Raw genomic sequence first — 15,382 nt, forward strand, 5'->3', positions numbered from 1 at the left:
AGCCCCCCCCCCCCCCCCCCCCGTTGTTGACCCCCCGCCCCCCCCCCGGTGGGGGGGGGTCGGGGGGTGGGACCCCACAACGGCGGGCGGCGGCGTGGGCCCGGACGTCATCGGCGGTGCGCCAGGTCGGCCCTGGCAGTGCCGGCGCGATCCGCACCGCCTCCTGCACACCCGACCACTGCCCGACGCGGATCCCCACCGGGGCCGCCCGAATCCCCGGAGACACCGACGCCGCCGCAGGATCGGCACATGCCTCCCGTCCCTCCGTCCCCGCTGCCACCCCTGCCCGCCGTGTTCCTCCGGTCTGACGCACGGGCCATGGGCCTGCCCGTCCAGCGGCTGCGCCGGACGGACGTGGAGCGCGTCGGGCCGGCCCTGTACCGCCGCACCGACCGGCCGCTGATCGGCTGGGCATCCGTCGGCCTCCCGGAGCCCGAGCACGGGCGCCCCGGCCAGCACCTGTGGGCCCTGCAGCGCTCCCGCCCGCAGGTCGTGTTCTCCCATGCCACGGCCGCGCACCTGCACGGACTGCCCTCGCCGCGCCGCCCGGGTCCCCTGCCCACGCCGCTGGACGTGACGGTGTCCTCCGGGTCGGGGCGGATCCGGGTGCCGGAGGTGCGGGCCCGGCGTCGTCCGCTGCCCGCGCCGCACGTGGTGGAGCTGTTCGGCCTGCGGGTGACGAGCCTCGAGCGGACCATCCTGGACCTGTGCGTCCTGGACGATCCGTGGGACCTGGCCGATGTCGTCGCCGCCGCGGACCACGCGGTCCGCCACCCCTGGACCGAGAACGGGCGGCGTCCGCCCGCCACGACGCCCGCTCGACTGGAGTCCGCGCTCAGGGAGCTGGGCCCGTTCCACGGCGTGCGCACCGCACGGGCGGTCCTGGAGCGCATGCGCGTGGGCGCGGACTCGCCCTACGAGACCTTCCTGCGGCTCGCGCTCGTCGATGCGGGGCTCCCCGAGCCGCACCTGCAGGCCCGTCCGCGCGCCGAGGAGTGGGACTGCCCGGAGGTGGACCTGTACGTGGCCGAGGCGGATGTCGCCCTCCAGTACGACGGCGAGTCGCACCTCACGCCGGAACGCCAGGCCGCGGACGCACGCCGGGATGCGTGGCTGCTGGCGCGGGGGTGTCCGACCCTGCGGGTGAACCGCCTTGACCATCGCGAGGGGTACCGGCGGGTCATCGGTCTGGTGCGGGATCGGCTCGAGCAGCGGCGAGCCGACCCGGGCGGACCGTGACGGGAGGACGACGTCGAGCACGCGGTCCGGTCAGCGCCGGCGATCCCGCCCACGCCGCCCGGACCCGCAGCAGCTTGCGCACTCCGCGCGTTGCGGTCACGGCGCGCCGCCACAGCGGTGGCTCACACGGCGCGTCGTGACCACAACCCGAGTCGGCGGGGCGAGGGCGCAGGCGGTGACGGCTGTCCCTCCCCGGCGCCCCGGCACGGCCGGCTCAGTAGTAGACGGCCAGGGGGCCCTGGGGGCCGTCGACCACGTCGAACGGGGTCTTGAAGATCCGCTCCAGGACCTCCGGCCGCATGATCTCGGCCGGGGAGCCGGTCTCCACCACGAGGCCGTCCCCCATGGCCACGATGTGGTCGGCGTAGTGGGCGGCGAAGTTGATGTCGTGCATCACGATCACCACGGTGCGGCCCAGCTCGTCCGCGGCCCGGCGCAGCTGGCGCATCATCTGCACCGAGTGCTGCATGTCCAGGTTGTTCAGCGGCTCGTCCAGCAGCACGTACTCGGTGTCCTGGGCCAGGACCATCGCCACGTAGGCGCGCTGGCGCTGCCCGCCGGAGAGCTGGTCCAGGTAGCGGTTCTCGTACGGGCCGAGGTTGAGGAAGTCGATGGCCTCGGAGACGTACCGCTCGTCCTCCAGCGTCAGCCGACCCCGGGTGTGCGGGTACCGGCCGAACGCCACGAGCTGGCGCACGGTCAGCCGGGTGATGAAGTGGTTCTCCTGGCGCAGGATGGACAGGGTCTTGGCGATCTCCCGGCTGGACGTGCGGGTCACGTCCCGACCGGCCACCTCGATCCTGCCCTCGTCGGCGTCCTGCAGCCGCCCGACCATGGTGAGCACGGTGGACTTGCCCGCCCCGTTGGGACCCACGAGCGCGGTGATGCCGCCGGCGGGGATGGTCAGGTCCACGGGGCCGATGCAGACCTCGTCGGAGTGGCGCTTGGTGACGCCGTGCAGTTCGATCACAGCCGGCCCTTTCTCATCACGACGACCAGGAAGACGATGCCGCCGACGAGCTCGATCACCACGGTGACCGCTCCCCCGGCGTAGAAGACGTGCCGCAGCACGAAGTAGGCCAGGGTGAGCACGGCGTAGCCGGCCAGCGCGGCCACCGGCAGCAGCCGGCGGTGGTCCGAGGTCTCCACCATGCTGTACGCCAGCGTGGCCACGAGGAACCCGAGGAACGTCATGGGCCCCACGAGCGCGGTGGTCATGGACATCAGCACGGAGACCAGCAGGAGGGTGACCATGAGCTCGCGCCGGTGGGGCAGCCCCGCGTTGACGGCCACGTCCCGTCCGAGGGCGATCACGTCCATCCGCCGGCCGCGCAGCCACAGGGCGAGGCAGGTGACCAGCACGATCGGCGCCGCCACCACCAGGTACTCCGTGCGGGCGTTGGAGATGTTGCCGAACAGGCGGGCGGAGAGCACGTCGAACGCGTTGGGATCGAGCAGCCGCTGCAGGAAGCTGGAGAGGGCGCCGAGGCCGCCGCCGAGCACCACGCCCACCAGGAGCATGAGGTGGATGTTCCCGTACGGCCGGGACAGCAGCCACGAGTACAGCGCGGTGGCCGCCACCACCATGAGCAGGGCCTGCCCCAGGAACGGGGCCACGCCCGTCACGGCGGAGACGCCCGCGGCGCCCAGCAGGAACACCACGGTGGTCTGCACGGCGATGTAGAGGGCCTCGAACCCCATGATCGAGGGGGTGATGATGCGGTTGCCGGTGGCGGTGTGGAAGCTGACGGTGGCGAACGCGTGGCACAGCGCCACGAGCGCGATCACCGCGAGCGAGCTCACGCGCATCTGGGCGATCAGCCAGAACGCCTGCGAGCCGGGCTCGGCCTCGTTGCCCCAGAGCAGGATGCCGGCGGTCGAGAGCAGGCCCACGGCGGCCAGGGAGGCCACCACGAGCCAGTAGCGGCGCCGGTCGCGGTCCGTGCGGAAGGCGCCGGTGCGGCGCTCGGTCGGGGCGTCGTCGTCGGGGGCGCGGACGACGCCGGCCGGCCGGACCACGGGGAGACGGCCGGCGGCGGCCGGGGAGGTCGCGCGGTCAGCCACGGCGGGCCTGCCTCAGCAGCAGGGCCAGGAAGACCACGGCGCCCACGAGGGCGAGGATCAGGGAGATCGGGATCTCGAACGGGGCGATCAGCGTGCGCCCGAGGACGTCGCAGACGATCACGGTCCAGATGCCGGCCATGACCACCCACGGGAGGTTGGTGCGCAGGTTGTCGCCGCGGATCATCGAGACCAGGTTGGGGACCACGAGGCCGAGGAAGGGCAGCGCGCCGATCACCACGGTGATCACGCCCGTGGCCACGGAGACCATGGCGACGCCGGTGAACACCACGGCCTCGTAGTTCAGGCCCACGTTGGTGGCGATGTCCTTGCCGAGGCCCGCCACGGTGAAGCGGTCGGCGATCAGGAACACGGCCACGGTCACGGCGAGCACGAGGAAGAGCAGCTCGTAGCGGCCGCGCACCACGGAGGTGAACGAGCCGGCGAACCACGTGCCCAGCTGCTGGAGCATGTCCGTCTGCAGGGCCAGGAAGGTGGAGGCGGCGCCCACCACGGCCCCGAGCATGATGCCCACGATCGGCACGATCAGCGAAGAGCTCAGCCGCACGCGCCGCAGGAACAGGAAGAACACCATGGTGCCCACGAAGGCGAAGAGCACCGCGCCCACCATACGCGTGACGATCCCCGCGCCGGGGATGAGGACCATGGTGGTGAGCAGGCCCAGTCCGGCCCACTCGGTGGTGCCGGTGGTGCTGGGCTCGACGAACCGGTTCTGGGTCATCAGCTGCATGATCAGCCCGCACAGCGCCAGGGCGGCCCCGGCGAGCACGAGGGCCACGGTGCGGGGCACGCGCGTGATCCAGAACATCTCGGCCCCGCCCTCGGCGCCGAGGTCGAAGGCCCCGACGTTCAGGGACAGCAGGACGAGCCCCACGGTGACGCAGAGGCCGACCAGCAGGGGCCAGGTCTGCTGCCAGCGGGTGCGCTGAGGGCGCAGGACGGCCGGGGGCACCCAGCACACGCGTTCGCCCGGACCCGGCTCGGTGAGCGGGGTCCGGGCGGCGGCGGCGCGGGGGCGCAGATCGGTCACTTGGCCCCTTCGAAGGCGTCGGCAAGGTCCTCCATCACGGCGGTGTAGTTCTGGATGTCCTCGGCCACGTAGAAGTCCTGCGGCAGGTAGACGATGTTGCCCTCCTTGACCGCCGGCACGTCCTTGAGCGCCTCGGACTGCTCGATGAGCTCCTTCGCGGTGGCGTTGGCCTCGCCGGTGGCGGCGTCGCGGTCCATGACGATCAGCCACTGCGGGTTGGACTCGGCGATGGCCTCCACCGAGATGTCGTCGCCCTGGTGGTTGGAGGAGCCGGCCTGGTCCAGGGCCGGGGTCAGGCCGAGGACGTCGAACATCGGGCCGATGGCGCGGCCGGTGCCGGGCGCCACGTAGGAGAGGTCGCCGCCGGTGGCGATCAGGCCCATGACGGTCTGCTGCGGGTCGTACGCCTCCTTGGCGCGGGCGATCGCGGCGTCGAAGTCCGCGTTGAGGGCCTTCGCGTCCTCCTGGTGGCCGGTGGTCTCGCCCAGCAGGGTGGTGAGCTCCTTGAGGCCCTCGTCCACGCGCACGTCCTCGGGGATGTTCGTGTCCACGACGGCGGCGTCGCCGGTGAGCTCGTCGATCTCCGCCTTGCGGTCGGCGAAGCGCTGCCCGTTGAGGACCACGTCCGGCTCGGCGGTCACGAAGACCTCCATGTCCGGCTCGCGGTGGTTGCCGATGTCCGCCACGGCCTCGTCGGTGCGGTAGCCGGGGCCCCCCTCGCCGCGGAACATCAGCTGCTTGGGGGCGGCGGAGAGCTCGACGCCCCACTCGTCCAGGGTGCGGAAGGTGCGGTTGTCCGTGGCGATCACGGAGTCGACCTCGGCCGGGAGCTCCACCTGCGCGCCGGACATGTCCGTCACGGTGGCCCCGCCCATGATGCCGCCCTGCGCGGCGGAGCCCTCGGCGGCGGTCGAGCCGACGGCGGAGGAGCCCGAGGCGGGCGAGCCGGCGTCGGAGCCCCCGGCCGAGCAGCCGACGAGGGCCAGGGCTGCCACGGAGGACAGGATGAGGGCGCGACGGCGCGGGGCGCGGGCGGGAATGCGCATGGGGTGTCTCCTTCCCGGACGCCCTCGGCGTCACGGAGTCGGGGCCGGTCGGTGCCGGGCCGCGTTCAGGTCAGGTGAGGCTTGCCTCAGAAGATTACCGTACACGAGCCTCACCTATTTCCCGGACCAGGGTCCGCCGCCCCTCCCGGGCCCGTCATCCGGCGTCATGCGCCGTCGTCGAGCGGCTCCACCTCCAGGGCGTGCCGGCGGTCCCCCACGCGGGCCAGGACGAGCGTGGCGTGCCGGTCCCCCGTGCGGCGCCCTCCCCCGAGCACCTGCCGGCGCAGTTCCTCCGGGGTGACGCTCACCCCGCGCTTCTTCACATCCAGCCGGCCGACGCCGGTCTCCCGCGCCCAGCGGCGCAGGGCCCTGACGTCCAGGTCGTGCACGGCGAGGACGCGGTGGCGCCGGGCCAGCGGATGGGCCGACACGTCCGGGGCTGTGAGGTACGCCAGATGCGGGTCCAGCAGCCGGACGTCCGGGCCGAGCGCCACGGCCAGGTCCGTCACCAGGTGCGCGCGGATGACGGCGCCGTCCGGCTCGAGCAGCACCTGCCCCACGAGGCCGCCCACGCCCTCCTCCCCCACGGCGTCCACCGTCGGGGAGGCGTCCTCGCCGCCGGAGCTGGTCAGCTCCGCGGTCCGCGGCCCGCCCGCCACGCGGGTGTCCACCGCGAGCGCGGCCCGGCGCACCTCGGGGCGGCGGGCCGCACCGAACCACAGGACCACCTCGGTGACGTCGCCGTCCACGCTGACCCACTGGGCCTCGGCGTCCGCGGGCAGCGCCGCGTGCGGGATCCCGGGGCCGAGCTTCACGCCCACGGTGCGGCCCGGCGCCGCCAGGGCCGTGACGAAGGACAGCGGCGGGGAGAACGCCTCGGGGTCGAACACGCGGGCCGTGCCGGAGCCGGACAGCCGGCGGCGGGCCGGGTCCAGCCACACCGCCGCGGCGTCCTCGGCGGGGCCCAGGTGCTCGGCGGCCCAGTCGACGGCGTCGGCGACGACGACGCGCGCCCCCGGGTGCGGGGCGAGGTTCTGCGCGGCGGCCGCGGCCACCGTGGGGTCCCGCTCGACGGCGGTCACCGCGAGCCCGGCCCGGGCGAGGGCGAGGGCGTCGAGCCCGAGGCCGCAGCCGAGGTCGGCGACGGAGCGGGCGCCGGCGTCGCGCAGGCGGCGGGCGTGCAGGTCGGCCACCACGGGGCGCGTGGCCTGCTCGAGCCCGTCGCGCGTGAGGAGGAGGCGGTCCACGTCGTCGCCGAGCCGGGCGCGGCCCTGGGCGCGCAGACCGGCCTGGGTGAGGACGGCGGCCACGCGCTCGGGCGGGTGGCCCTCGGCCCGCAGACGGGAGGACAGGGCCAGCGGGTCCTGGCCGGAGACGTCCCCGAGGGCGTCGAGGAGGGCCCGGCCCTCGGGCTCGAGGACGGGCCCGAGGACGGTCGGATCGGCGGCGGAGTCCGCCGCGCGTGGACCGGCCCCGTGTCCCGCGGCGGCGCCCCGGGGGCGGCGCGGGCGGGCGGGGCGGGCGGTGCGCTGGGAACGGGCCATGTCCCCACCCTAGGATGACGCCATGACTCTGCCCTTCGCCGACTCCGCCCAGTCCACGCTCGGCATCGAGTGGGAGCTCGCCCTGGTGGACCCGCTCACGGGCGATCTGCGCTCCGAGGCGCCCGGCATCCTCGAGGAGCTGCGCGCGGAGGCCGGCCTCGCGCACGACGACGACCACCCGCACGTCACCGGTGAGCTGCTGCAGAACACGGTGGAGCTGGTGACGGGGGTGCACTCCTCGGTGCCGGAGGCCGTGGCGGACCTGGGCGGGATCGCGGCCCGCGTGGCGCGCGCCGCCTCGGACCGCGGCCTGGCCCTGTTCTGCCAGGGCACGCACCCCTTCGGGGAGGCCATGACCCAGCCCATCACGCCGAAGGAGCGGTACGGGCGGATGGTGGACCTCACCCAGTACTGGGGCCGGCAGATGCTGATCTTCGGCGTGCACGTGCACATCGGCCTGGACGACCGCGGCAAGGCCATGCCCGCCGTGAACCGGCTGATCAGCCGGTTCCCGCACCTGCTGGCGCTGTCCGCCTCCTCCCCCTTCTGGGTGGGCGCGGACACCGGCTACCAGTCCCAGCGCACCCAGCTGTTCCAGCAGCTGCCCACGGCCGGCCTGCCCTTCCAGTTCGAGACGTGGGAGGAGTTCTCCGCGTGCGTCGAGCAGATGACGGGCGTGGGCATGGTGGAGGACGTCACCGAGTGCCGGTGGGACGTGCGGGCGGTGCCCCGGCTCGGCACCGTGGAGATGCGCGCGTGCGACGGCATGGCCACGCTGGAGGAGATCGGCGCCGTGGCCGCCTACTCCCAGTGCCTGGTCCAGGAGCTCTCCGACGACGTCGAGGCCGGCCAGCAGGTGGACATCCTCCCGCCGTGGTACACCCAGGAGAACAAGTGGCGCGCCTCCCGCTACGGCATGGACGCGACCGTGATCGTGGACGCCGAGGGCACGCAGGCCCCGCTGCGCGAGCACCTCGAGGCCGACCTGGAGCGGCTGGCGCCCGTGGCCGAGCGCCTCGGCTGCGCCGCCGAGCTGGCCCACGCCCGCGTGCTGATGGAGCACAGCCCGGCCGACCGGCAGCGGCGGGTGGAGGCGGAGGCGGCCGCCGGACCGCCCGCCGAGGGCGAGGACGCCGCGGACCCCGTCGGCCCGCTGCGCGCCGTGGTGCGCGACTCGGCCGAGCGCACGCGTGAGTCGCTGCGCCCGTTCGCGGACTGACCTGGGACGTCCTCGGAGCCGATCCCTTCCCGCCATGGGCGGCCGCGCCGTAGTGTGCCCTCCATGCGAGCACTCACATGGCAGGGGAAGCGGAACGTCTCGGTCGAGGACGTCCCGGACCCGACGATCCAGGAACCGACCGACGCGATCATCCGGGTGACCTCCACGGGCATCTGCGGATCGGACCTGCACCTCTACGAGGTGCTGGGCCCGTTCATGGACGCCGGGGACGTCATCGGCCACGAGCCCATGGGCATCGTGGAGGAGGTCGGCTCGGCCGTCACCCACATCAAGCCCGGGGACCGCGTGGTGATCCCCTTCAACATCTCCTGCGGCCGCTGCTGGATGTGCGAGCGCGGGCTGCAGTCCCAGTGCGAGACCACCCAGGTCCGCGAGCAGGGCTCCGGCGCCGCGCTGCTGGGCTACTCCCGCCTCTACGGCTCCGTGCCCGGCGGGCAGGCCCAGTACCTGCGGGTCCCCCACGCGGACTACGGACCGATCAAGGTCCCCCACACCGGCGACGACGAGCAGTGGCTGTTCCTCTCGGACGTGGTCCCCACCGCCTGGCAGGCCGTGCAGTACGCGGACGTGCCCGCCGGCGGCACGCTGGCCGTCCTGGGCCTGGGCCCCATCGGCCAGCTGTCCGCCCGCATCGGCGTGCACCTGGGGTACCGCGTGATCGGCGTGGACCCGGTGGCCGAGCGCCGCCACATGGCCGCCCGGCACGGCGTCGAGGTCTTGGACATGGAGGGCTGGGGCGGCCGCAAGGTCCCGGAGCTGCTGCGCGAGGCCACCGGCGGGCGCGGCCCGGACGGCGTGGTGGACGCCGTCGGCATGGAGGCCCATGCAGCCCCCGTGGCCCAGGCCGCGCAGACGGCGGCCGGTCTGCTGCCCGATCCGCTGGCGCGCGCTGCCATGAAGACCTCCGGCGTGGACCGGCTCACCGCGCTGCACACCGCGATCGACTCCGTCCGCCGCGGCGGCACCGTGTCCCTGTCCGGCGTGTACGGCGGCATGAAGAGCCCCATGCCCCTGCTGACCATGTTCGACAAGCAGATCACCCTGCGCGAGGGCCAGTGCAACGTCCGCCGGTGGATCGACGACCTGCTGCCCCTCGTGGACGACCCGTCCGACCCGCTGGGCGTGCTGGACCTCGCCACCCACACGGCCCCCCTCGAGGACGCCCCGCGGATGTACGAGATCTTCCAGAAGAAGCAGGACGGCTGCATCAAGGTGGTGCTCAAGCCGTGAGGATCGTGGTCCTGGGCGCCACCGGCAACGTCGGCACGGCGCTGCTCCACCGGCTGCAGGAGGCGCCCGAGGCCACGGAGATCGTCGGCGTGAGCCGCCGCGGCCCGGACCGCGCGGGCGCCCCCTACGACGGCGTGGAGTGGCACCGTCTGGACATCGCCGCGCCGCTGGCCGAGGAGCGCCTGCGGGAGATCGTGGCCGGGGCGGACGCCGTCGTCGACCTCGTCTGGGTGATCCGCCCCAACCGGGACCGCGAGCACCTGCGCCGCGTCAACGTGGAGGGCAACGAGCGCGTCTTCCGCGCCGTGGCCGAGGCCGGCGTGCCCCATCTGGTGTACGCCTCCTCGGTGGGCGCCTACGGCCCCGCGCGCAAGGACGTGCGCTCGGACGAGTCCCACCCCACCACGGGGGTCGCCACCTCGCACTACGCCGCGCAGAAGGCGGAGGTGGAGTCGGTCCTGGACCGCGTCCAGGCGGACCACCCCGACCTGCTGGTCACCCGGCTGCGTCCGGGGCTGATCTTCCAGGCCGGGGCCGGCCCGGAGATCAAGGACTACTTCCTGGGCGACCTCGTCCCCGCCCGCCTCGCGGCGCGGCTGCGCACCCCCGTCCTGCCGTTCCCGGCGGGCCTGCGGTTCCAGGCGCTGACGGCGCAGGACGTGGCCGAGGCCTACTGGCAGGTCGTCCGGCAGCGGGTGGGCGGCGCGTTCAACGTGGCCGCCGAGCCCGTGCTGGACGCCCAGACCATGGGCCAGCTGCTGGGCGCCCGCCGGGTCCTGGAGGTGCCGATGGCGCTGGTGCGGGCCCTCGCGGCCGCCACATACCGGCTGCGCGTGCAGCCCACGGACCCGGGCTGGCTGGACATGGCCGCGGCCGTGCCGGTGATGGACACCGCCGCGCTGCGCGAGGCCACCGGCTGGTCCGAGACCGTCTCCGCGCAGGACGCCGTCCGGGAGGTCCTGGACCACCTGGACGGCCCCGAGGGCCTGGGCAACGCGGGGCACCGCTCCACCTCCCCCGCGGAGTGACCCGCGGCCGTCGGGCCCCCTCACATCGACGCCGGCCCGTCCCCTCGCACGAGGGGGCGGGCCGGCGTCGTCGTCGGGGCGTCGGAGGTCAGCCCCGCAGGAACTGCTCGGGCATGACGGCGGCGGCGATCCGCCGGACCTCCTCCTGCTGGCGCTGGGCGGAGTCGTACAGCTCGTGCATCTCGGCCTCGTCGATCCGCGGGTCGTGGGGGGCGAGCTCGGCGAGCACGTGCCACATGCCGGACTTGGCCTGGAGGGCGCCCTGGAGCAGGTCCAGCTCCACCTGGGTCCAGCCGCTGCGGCGGGCACGCAGCGCGTTCACGGGGTTCAGCCGGCCGCCGACCCGGGCGGCGACGCCGGCGGCCCGGGCCGCCACGGGCACGCGGCCGCCGACCTCGCGGATGAGGCGCTCCAGCCGCTCCTGCTCCTCCACGATCTGCTCCGCGACGTCCTTCAGAGCACGTTCGTGGTCGGTGCCCCGCCAGGTGGCGGCGGCGGCACGGAACATGTTCACCCCGCTGCGCGAGCCCAGCAGGTGCTGCACGAGGTAGTCGGAGAGGGTGTCGTCGTCGATGCGGCGGGTCTGCGTCATGCCCTCCGGTCTACGCGAGCGGGCACAGCCGGATCAACCTCCGGCCGACCCGGGATGTCCGTCCAGGTCAGGGCAGACTGACCAGGGACACCGGCTGACCCGGGTCCGCCCCGAAGCCCAGGTCCGAGGGGGCGACGCCGTCGGCCACGAGGCGGGCACCGAGGGCGGCGACCATGGCCCCGTTGTCCGTGCACAGCGCCACGGGCGGCACCACCAGCTCGATCCCGGCGGAGCGGCAGCGGTCCGCGAGCAGGCCCCGCAGGCGGGAGTTGGCGGCCACGCCGCCGCCGAGCAGCAGGTGCTCCAGCCCGTGCTCGCGGCAGGCCCGCACGGCCTTGGACGTCACCACGTCCGCCACGGCCTCCTGGAAGGACGCCGCGATGTCCGCGCGCGGCACCTCCATGCCCTGCGCCTCGAACTGCTCCACCGCGCGGGAGACGGCGGTCTTCAGGCCGGAGAAGGACCAGTCGTGCCGGTGGGGGCCGGGCTCCTCTGCTGAGCCCACGAACTTGCCCGCCGTCAGCCCGCGCGGGAAGCGGAAGGCCGTCGGGTCGCCCTCGGCGGCCAGCCGGTCGATCACCGGGCCCCCGGGGTAGCCGGCGCCGATGAGCCGGGCGACCTTGTCGTAGGCCTCGCCCGCGGCGTCGTCGATGGTGGAGCCCAGCAGGGTGACGTCGGAGCTGATCCGGTCCACGCGGAGGATCTCGGTGTGGCCGCCGGAGACCAGCAGCGCGCCGAAGCGCCCGGGCAGATCGTCCCAGTGCTCCGGGCGGACCCCGTCCAGCAGGCCCACGCCCACGTGCGCCACGAGGTGGTTGATCCCGTACAGGGGCTTGTCCGCGGCCACGGTGAGCGCCTTGGCGCCGGCGACGCCCACCATGAGCGCGCCGGCCAGCCCGGGGCCGGAGGTCACGGCGATCGCGTCCACCTCCGCCAGGGACACCCCGGCGGCCTCGAGGGCGCGGCGCACCGTGGGGGCGAACGCCTCGAGGTGGGCGCGGGCGGCGATCTCCGGGATGACCCCGCCGAACCGGACGTGCTCCTCCACCGAGGAGGCGACCTCGTGAGCCAGCAGCTCCGCGCCGCGGACGATCCCGACGCCGGTCTCGTCGCAGGAGGACTCGATGCCGATCACGAGGGGGGCGTCAGGTGCGGTGGGCATGGGCTCCATCCTACGAGCGCGCGGCGTCCCCGAGCTCGAGGAGCATCACGACGGCATCCTCCCCGCCCGGGTAGTACCGGCGGCGCACCCCGACCTCCTGGAAGCCGTGCCGCGCGTAGAGGCGGCGGGCGGCGTCGTTGGAGGCGCGCACCTCCAGCATGAGGGAGGCGGCGCCGCGCCGAGCGGCCTCGGCAGCCATCCAGCGCAGCTGGGCGGCCCCGACGCCCCGGCCCTGGGCCGCGGCGGCCGTGCCGATCGTCTGGACGTCCGCGACGTCCCCGGCCACCATGATGCCGCCGTAGCCGACGATCTCCCCGGGCGTGCCGTCCTCGGCGCCCTCGTCCCGGACCACCACGCGGTAGTCCCGGGTGGCGGGGCGGCCGCGCACGTCGAGCCCGCCCGCGGGACCGGCCTGGGCCAGCTCCTCCGCGTAGAAGTGCGCCGGCCACGCATCGAGCGGGAAGAGGACCGCCTCGTGCGCCAGGATCTCGGGGATGTCCCACACGGTCATGGGGCGCAGGAGCAGGCCGTCGGGCAGTCCGACGTCGTCGCCCGCGCCGCCCCGGCCCGCCGCACAGGGCGGCGTCGCCGCGGGACCGCTCACGCGCCGGCCCGCTTGCGGGGCCCGGGCACCTGGGCGTCCGACTCGCGCAGGTACAGCGGGGTCGGCGGCAGGATGCCCCGGCCGCGGCGCAGGGCCAGCTCGGCCACCCGCCCGAGGTCCTCGGCGTCCGCGACGGCCCTCTCCCAGCCGGCCACGCCCCGCAGGCGGTCCGGGTACAGGCCCGCCCCGGCGCCGTAGGCCGGCAGCGGGGTGACCTCGTCCGGGGCGGTCACGAACGGGCCGTGCAGGAGCGTGGGCTGCCCGCCCACCTGGGCGTAGTGCGCCCAGTACACCTCGCGGCGGCGGGCGTCCGTGGCGACGACGAACTCCTCCGCGGCGTGCGCGAACGCGTCGACGCCGGCCCGGTGGGCCAGGGCGTCCAGGCTCCGCACCCCGTGCACCGGGACGTCCCACGCCAGGCCGAGCCCCTGGGCCGTGGCCAGTCCGACCCGCAGCCCCGTGAACGGGCCGGGGCCCACGCCCGCGGCGATCCCGTCCAGGTCCGCCCCTGCGACGCCGGCCTCGGCCAGCACCCGGCGCACGGCCGGGGCGAGGACCTCGGCGTGGGACGTGGTGTCCTCGGTGGACCAGCGGGCGAGCGGCTCGCCGTCCCGCAGGACGGCCACGGAGGCGGCGGCGGAGGAATCGAGGGCGAGCAGCATCATGCCCACCAGTCTAGGAGCGGCTCAGGCCTGCGGCAGGCCGACGCCGGCCCACCGCGGCCCGTGCGCCCGCACGCGTGCGGTGCGCACCTCCTCGGCGGCCTCGCCCTCCTCGTCGGAGAAGTCGGTGACGATCACGGGGGCGGTGCCGGCGTCATCGACTGCGTCCCGCCCTCCGGCCGGCCCGACCCCCGCCCCGCCGAGGGCGCGGACGATCTCCACGTCCAGCCAGGAGGCCTCCGGGTCCTCGGGGAACCCGGCGAGGGACTCGGCCAGGCCCCGGCCCCACTCCACCACGGTCACGGAGCGGTCGGCGGTGGCCTCAAGGTCCAGGTCCGTCAGCTCGCCGCCCGAGCGCAGCCGGTAGGCGTCCACGTGCACCAGGTCCGGCCCGTCGGCGAGCGCGGGATGGATGCGGGAGAGCACGAACGTCGGGGAGATGATCCCCTCGCGCACGCCCAGGCCCGCCCCCAGGCCCTGGGTGAAGGTCGTCTTGCCGGCGCCGAGCTCCCCGGTGAGGATCAGCACGTCCCCGGCGCGCAGCAGGCCGGCGAGGCGGGCGCCGAACGCGCGGGTGCCCGCCGCGCCGTCGAGCTCGACCTCGGCCGTCCACACGGGGGCGGGCAGGCGGTCGGCGGCGCTCATGCGCGTCTCTCCTCGGCGCCGCCGGGGCCCGCGGGGGCGTCCGCGTCCACGTGCAGGCGCGGCACGCGCGGGGAGATCCGGGTGACGAGCTCGTAGTTGATAGTGCCGGAGGCCTCGGCCCAGGCGTCGGCGGGGATGCCGGAGGCGGGGCCGAAGAGCTCGACGGGCGCGCCCACGGCCTCCTGCGCGTCCGGGCCGAGGTCCACGAGGAACTGGTCCATGGCGATCCGCCCGACGGCGCGCACCCGCCGCCCGCCCACGGCGACGGGCGCGTCCTCGGCCACGCGCGGGACGCCGTCGGCGTAGCCCAGCGGGACCAGTCCGAGGACGGTGTCCGCCTCCGTGCGGAACCGGAACCCGTAGGAGACGCCCTGGCCGGGGCCGACGCGCTTGACCTGGGCGAGCGAGGTCCGCAGGGCCATCGCCGGGCGCAGGCTGAACTCCTCGACGGCCCGGCCCGGGAAGGGACTGAGCCCGTACAGGCCGAGGCCCACGCGGACCATGTCCAGGTGCAGGTCCGGGCGGGTGAGCGTGGCCGGGGTGTTGGCCAGGTGGCGCACGCGGGCCGGCACGCCGGCCGCGGCGAGCGCGTCCGCGGCGGACGCGAACGCCGCGGCCTGGGCGTCCGTCTCCTCCGCCCGGTCGAGCTCGTCCGCCACGGCCAGGTGGGAGAACAGGCCCTCCACGTCCACGAGCCCCTCGGCCTGCAGCGCGGCGGCGCGCGCGGCCAGGGCCGGCAGGGCCTCGGGCAGGCACCCGTTGCGGCCCAGCCCGGTGTCCGCCTTGACGTGCACCACGGCGCGGCGGCCGGTGGCGCGGGCGGCGGCAGCCACGGCCTCCAGCTCGGCGGCGCTGGAGACGCCGAGGGCCACGTCCTGCTCGAGGGCGGCGACGAACGGGGTGTCCCGCGTGTGCAGCCACGCCAGCACGGGGGCGGTGATCCCTACGGCCCGCAGCTCGAGGGCCTCGGCCACGTGCGCGACGCCGAGGCGATCGGCGCCCGCGGCCAGTGCGGCGCGCGCCACGGGGACGGCGCCGTGGCCGTAGGCGTCGGCCTTGACCACGGCCATCAGCGCGGGGGCGGTGCCGTCCGGACGGACCAGGCGGGAGCGCAGGGCGCGGACGTTGTGCCGCACGGCGCCCAGGTCCACCCGGGCGAGGCGTTCGAGGGGCATGCCCGCGACGGGCGGGGACGGGACGGGGACGGTCTCACTCACGCCCGTCATCCTCCCACCACAGCGCGGCCGTCACGGTCCCGACGGCGGCGGGCAGCGCCTC

The 15,382-nt window shown here is 75.2% G+C and carries 15 protein-coding genes; 4 read left to right on the forward strand and 11 right to left on the reverse strand.

Going from position 1 to position 15,382, the window contains the following annotated elements; translation table 11 throughout:
* The first annotated feature begins 249 nt into the window (after positions 1 to 249).
* Positions 250 to 1,239 carry a hypothetical protein gene (locus tag Q4D18_RS08375; protein WP_303127275.1) on the forward strand — a complete coding sequence of 330 codons (990 nt, stop codon included), beginning with the start codon at positions 250 to 252 and terminating at the stop codon, positions 1,237 to 1,239.
* 214 nt (positions 1,240 to 1,453) lie between these two features.
* Here Q4D18_RS08375 and Q4D18_RS08380 read toward each other — a convergent pair whose 3' ends face one another.
* From Q4D18_RS08380 to Q4D18_RS08400, 5 genes are all read right to left on the reverse strand, one after another.
* Positions 1,454 to 2,209, reverse strand: a complete 756-nt coding sequence (locus tag Q4D18_RS08380; RefSeq protein WP_303127277.1) for an ABC transporter ATP-binding protein — start codon at positions 2,207 to 2,209, stop codon at positions 1,454 to 1,456.
* A complete protein-coding gene (locus Q4D18_RS08385) occupies positions 2,206 to 3,258 on the reverse strand; it encodes an iron chelate uptake ABC transporter family permease subunit (protein WP_303127301.1) in 1,053 nt (350 codons plus the stop codon). The genes Q4D18_RS08380 and Q4D18_RS08385 overlap by 4 nt, the downstream gene beginning before the upstream one ends.
* Positions 3,259 to 3,295: 37 nt before the next feature.
* A complete protein-coding gene (locus Q4D18_RS08390) occupies positions 3,296 to 4,351 on the reverse strand; it encodes an ABC transporter permease (protein WP_303127279.1) in 1,056 nt (351 codons plus the stop codon).
* Positions 4,348 to 5,397 carry a siderophore ABC transporter substrate-binding protein gene (locus Q4D18_RS08395; protein WP_303127281.1) on the reverse strand — a complete coding sequence of 350 codons (1,050 nt, stop codon included), beginning with the start codon at positions 5,395 to 5,397 and terminating at the stop codon, positions 4,348 to 4,350. The genes Q4D18_RS08390 and Q4D18_RS08395 overlap by 4 nt, the downstream gene beginning before the upstream one ends.
* A gap of 164 nt (positions 5,398 to 5,561) precedes the next feature.
* Entirely contained in the window at positions 5,562 to 6,941 is a 1,380-nt protein-coding gene (locus Q4D18_RS08400; protein ID WP_303127283.1) for a methyltransferase domain-containing protein, read from the reverse strand.
* Positions 6,942 to 6,963: 22 nt separating this feature from the next.
* On the opposite strand from Q4D18_RS08400, the gene Q4D18_RS08405 reads away from it, so the two are divergent.
* The 3 genes from Q4D18_RS08405 to Q4D18_RS08415 all read left to right on the forward strand — a co-directional run bounded on the left by Q4D18_RS08405 (position 6,964) and on the right by Q4D18_RS08415 (position 10,439).
* On the forward strand, positions 6,964 to 8,160 hold the full coding sequence (locus tag Q4D18_RS08405; protein ID WP_303127285.1) for a glutamate--cysteine ligase: 1,197 nt from the start codon (positions 6,964 to 6,966) through the stop codon (positions 8,158 to 8,160).
* 63 nt (positions 8,161 to 8,223) lie between these two features.
* Positions 8,224 to 9,411, forward strand: coding sequence for a zinc-dependent alcohol dehydrogenase (locus Q4D18_RS08410; RefSeq protein WP_303127287.1), 1,188 nt, complete (start codon positions 8,224 to 8,226; stop codon positions 9,409 to 9,411).
* A complete protein-coding gene (locus Q4D18_RS08415; RefSeq protein WP_303127289.1) occupies positions 9,408 to 10,439 on the forward strand; it encodes an NAD-dependent epimerase/dehydratase family protein in 1,032 nt (343 codons plus the stop codon). Before Q4D18_RS08410 ends, Q4D18_RS08415 begins: the two co-directional genes overlap by 4 nt.
* 88 nt (positions 10,440 to 10,527) lie before the next feature.
* Here Q4D18_RS08415 and Q4D18_RS08420 read toward each other — a convergent pair whose 3' ends face one another.
* The 6 genes from Q4D18_RS08420 to alr all read right to left on the reverse strand — a co-directional run bounded on the left by Q4D18_RS08420 (position 10,528) and on the right by alr (position 15,321).
* Positions 10,528 to 11,031, reverse strand: coding sequence for a hypothetical protein (locus Q4D18_RS08420; RefSeq protein ID WP_303127291.1), 504 nt, complete (start codon positions 11,029 to 11,031; stop codon positions 10,528 to 10,530).
* 67 nt (positions 11,032 to 11,098) lie between these two features.
* Entirely contained in the window at positions 11,099 to 12,193 is a 1,095-nt protein-coding gene (gene tsaD / locus Q4D18_RS08425; RefSeq protein WP_303127293.1) for a tRNA (adenosine(37)-N6)-threonylcarbamoyltransferase complex transferase subunit TsaD, read from the reverse strand.
* Between the two features lie 10 nt (positions 12,194 to 12,203).
* Positions 12,204 to 12,704 carry a GNAT family N-acetyltransferase gene (locus Q4D18_RS08430; RefSeq protein WP_303127295.1) on the reverse strand — a complete coding sequence of 167 codons (501 nt, stop codon included), beginning with the start codon at positions 12,702 to 12,704 and terminating at the stop codon, positions 12,204 to 12,206.
* Positions 12,705 to 12,793: 89 nt separating this feature from the next.
* Positions 12,794 to 13,462: a tRNA (adenosine(37)-N6)-threonylcarbamoyltransferase complex dimerization subunit type 1 TsaB gene (gene tsaB / locus Q4D18_RS08435; RefSeq protein WP_303127297.1), complete on the reverse strand. Its 669-nt coding sequence runs from the start codon at positions 13,460 to 13,462 to the stop codon at positions 12,794 to 12,796.
* 21 nt (positions 13,463 to 13,483) lie between these two features.
* Complete coding sequence (tsaE, locus tag Q4D18_RS08440; RefSeq protein WP_303127299.1) at positions 13,484 to 14,104, reverse strand: tRNA (adenosine(37)-N6)-threonylcarbamoyltransferase complex ATPase subunit type 1 TsaE; 621 nt, start codon at positions 14,102 to 14,104, stop codon at positions 13,484 to 13,486.
* The gene (gene alr, locus Q4D18_RS08445) at positions 14,101 to 15,321 is read right to left on the reverse strand and encodes an alanine racemase (protein WP_368389637.1); all 1,221 of its coding nucleotides are present in this window, start codon (positions 15,319 to 15,321) and stop codon (positions 14,101 to 14,103) included. The genes tsaE and alr overlap by 4 nt, the downstream gene beginning before the upstream one ends.
* Positions 15,322 to 15,382 lie beyond the last annotated feature (61 nt).

The organism is Micrococcus sp. (assembly GCF_030523875.1).
Classification (GTDB): domain Bacteria; phylum Actinomycetota; class Actinomycetes; order Actinomycetales; family Micrococcaceae; genus Micrococcus.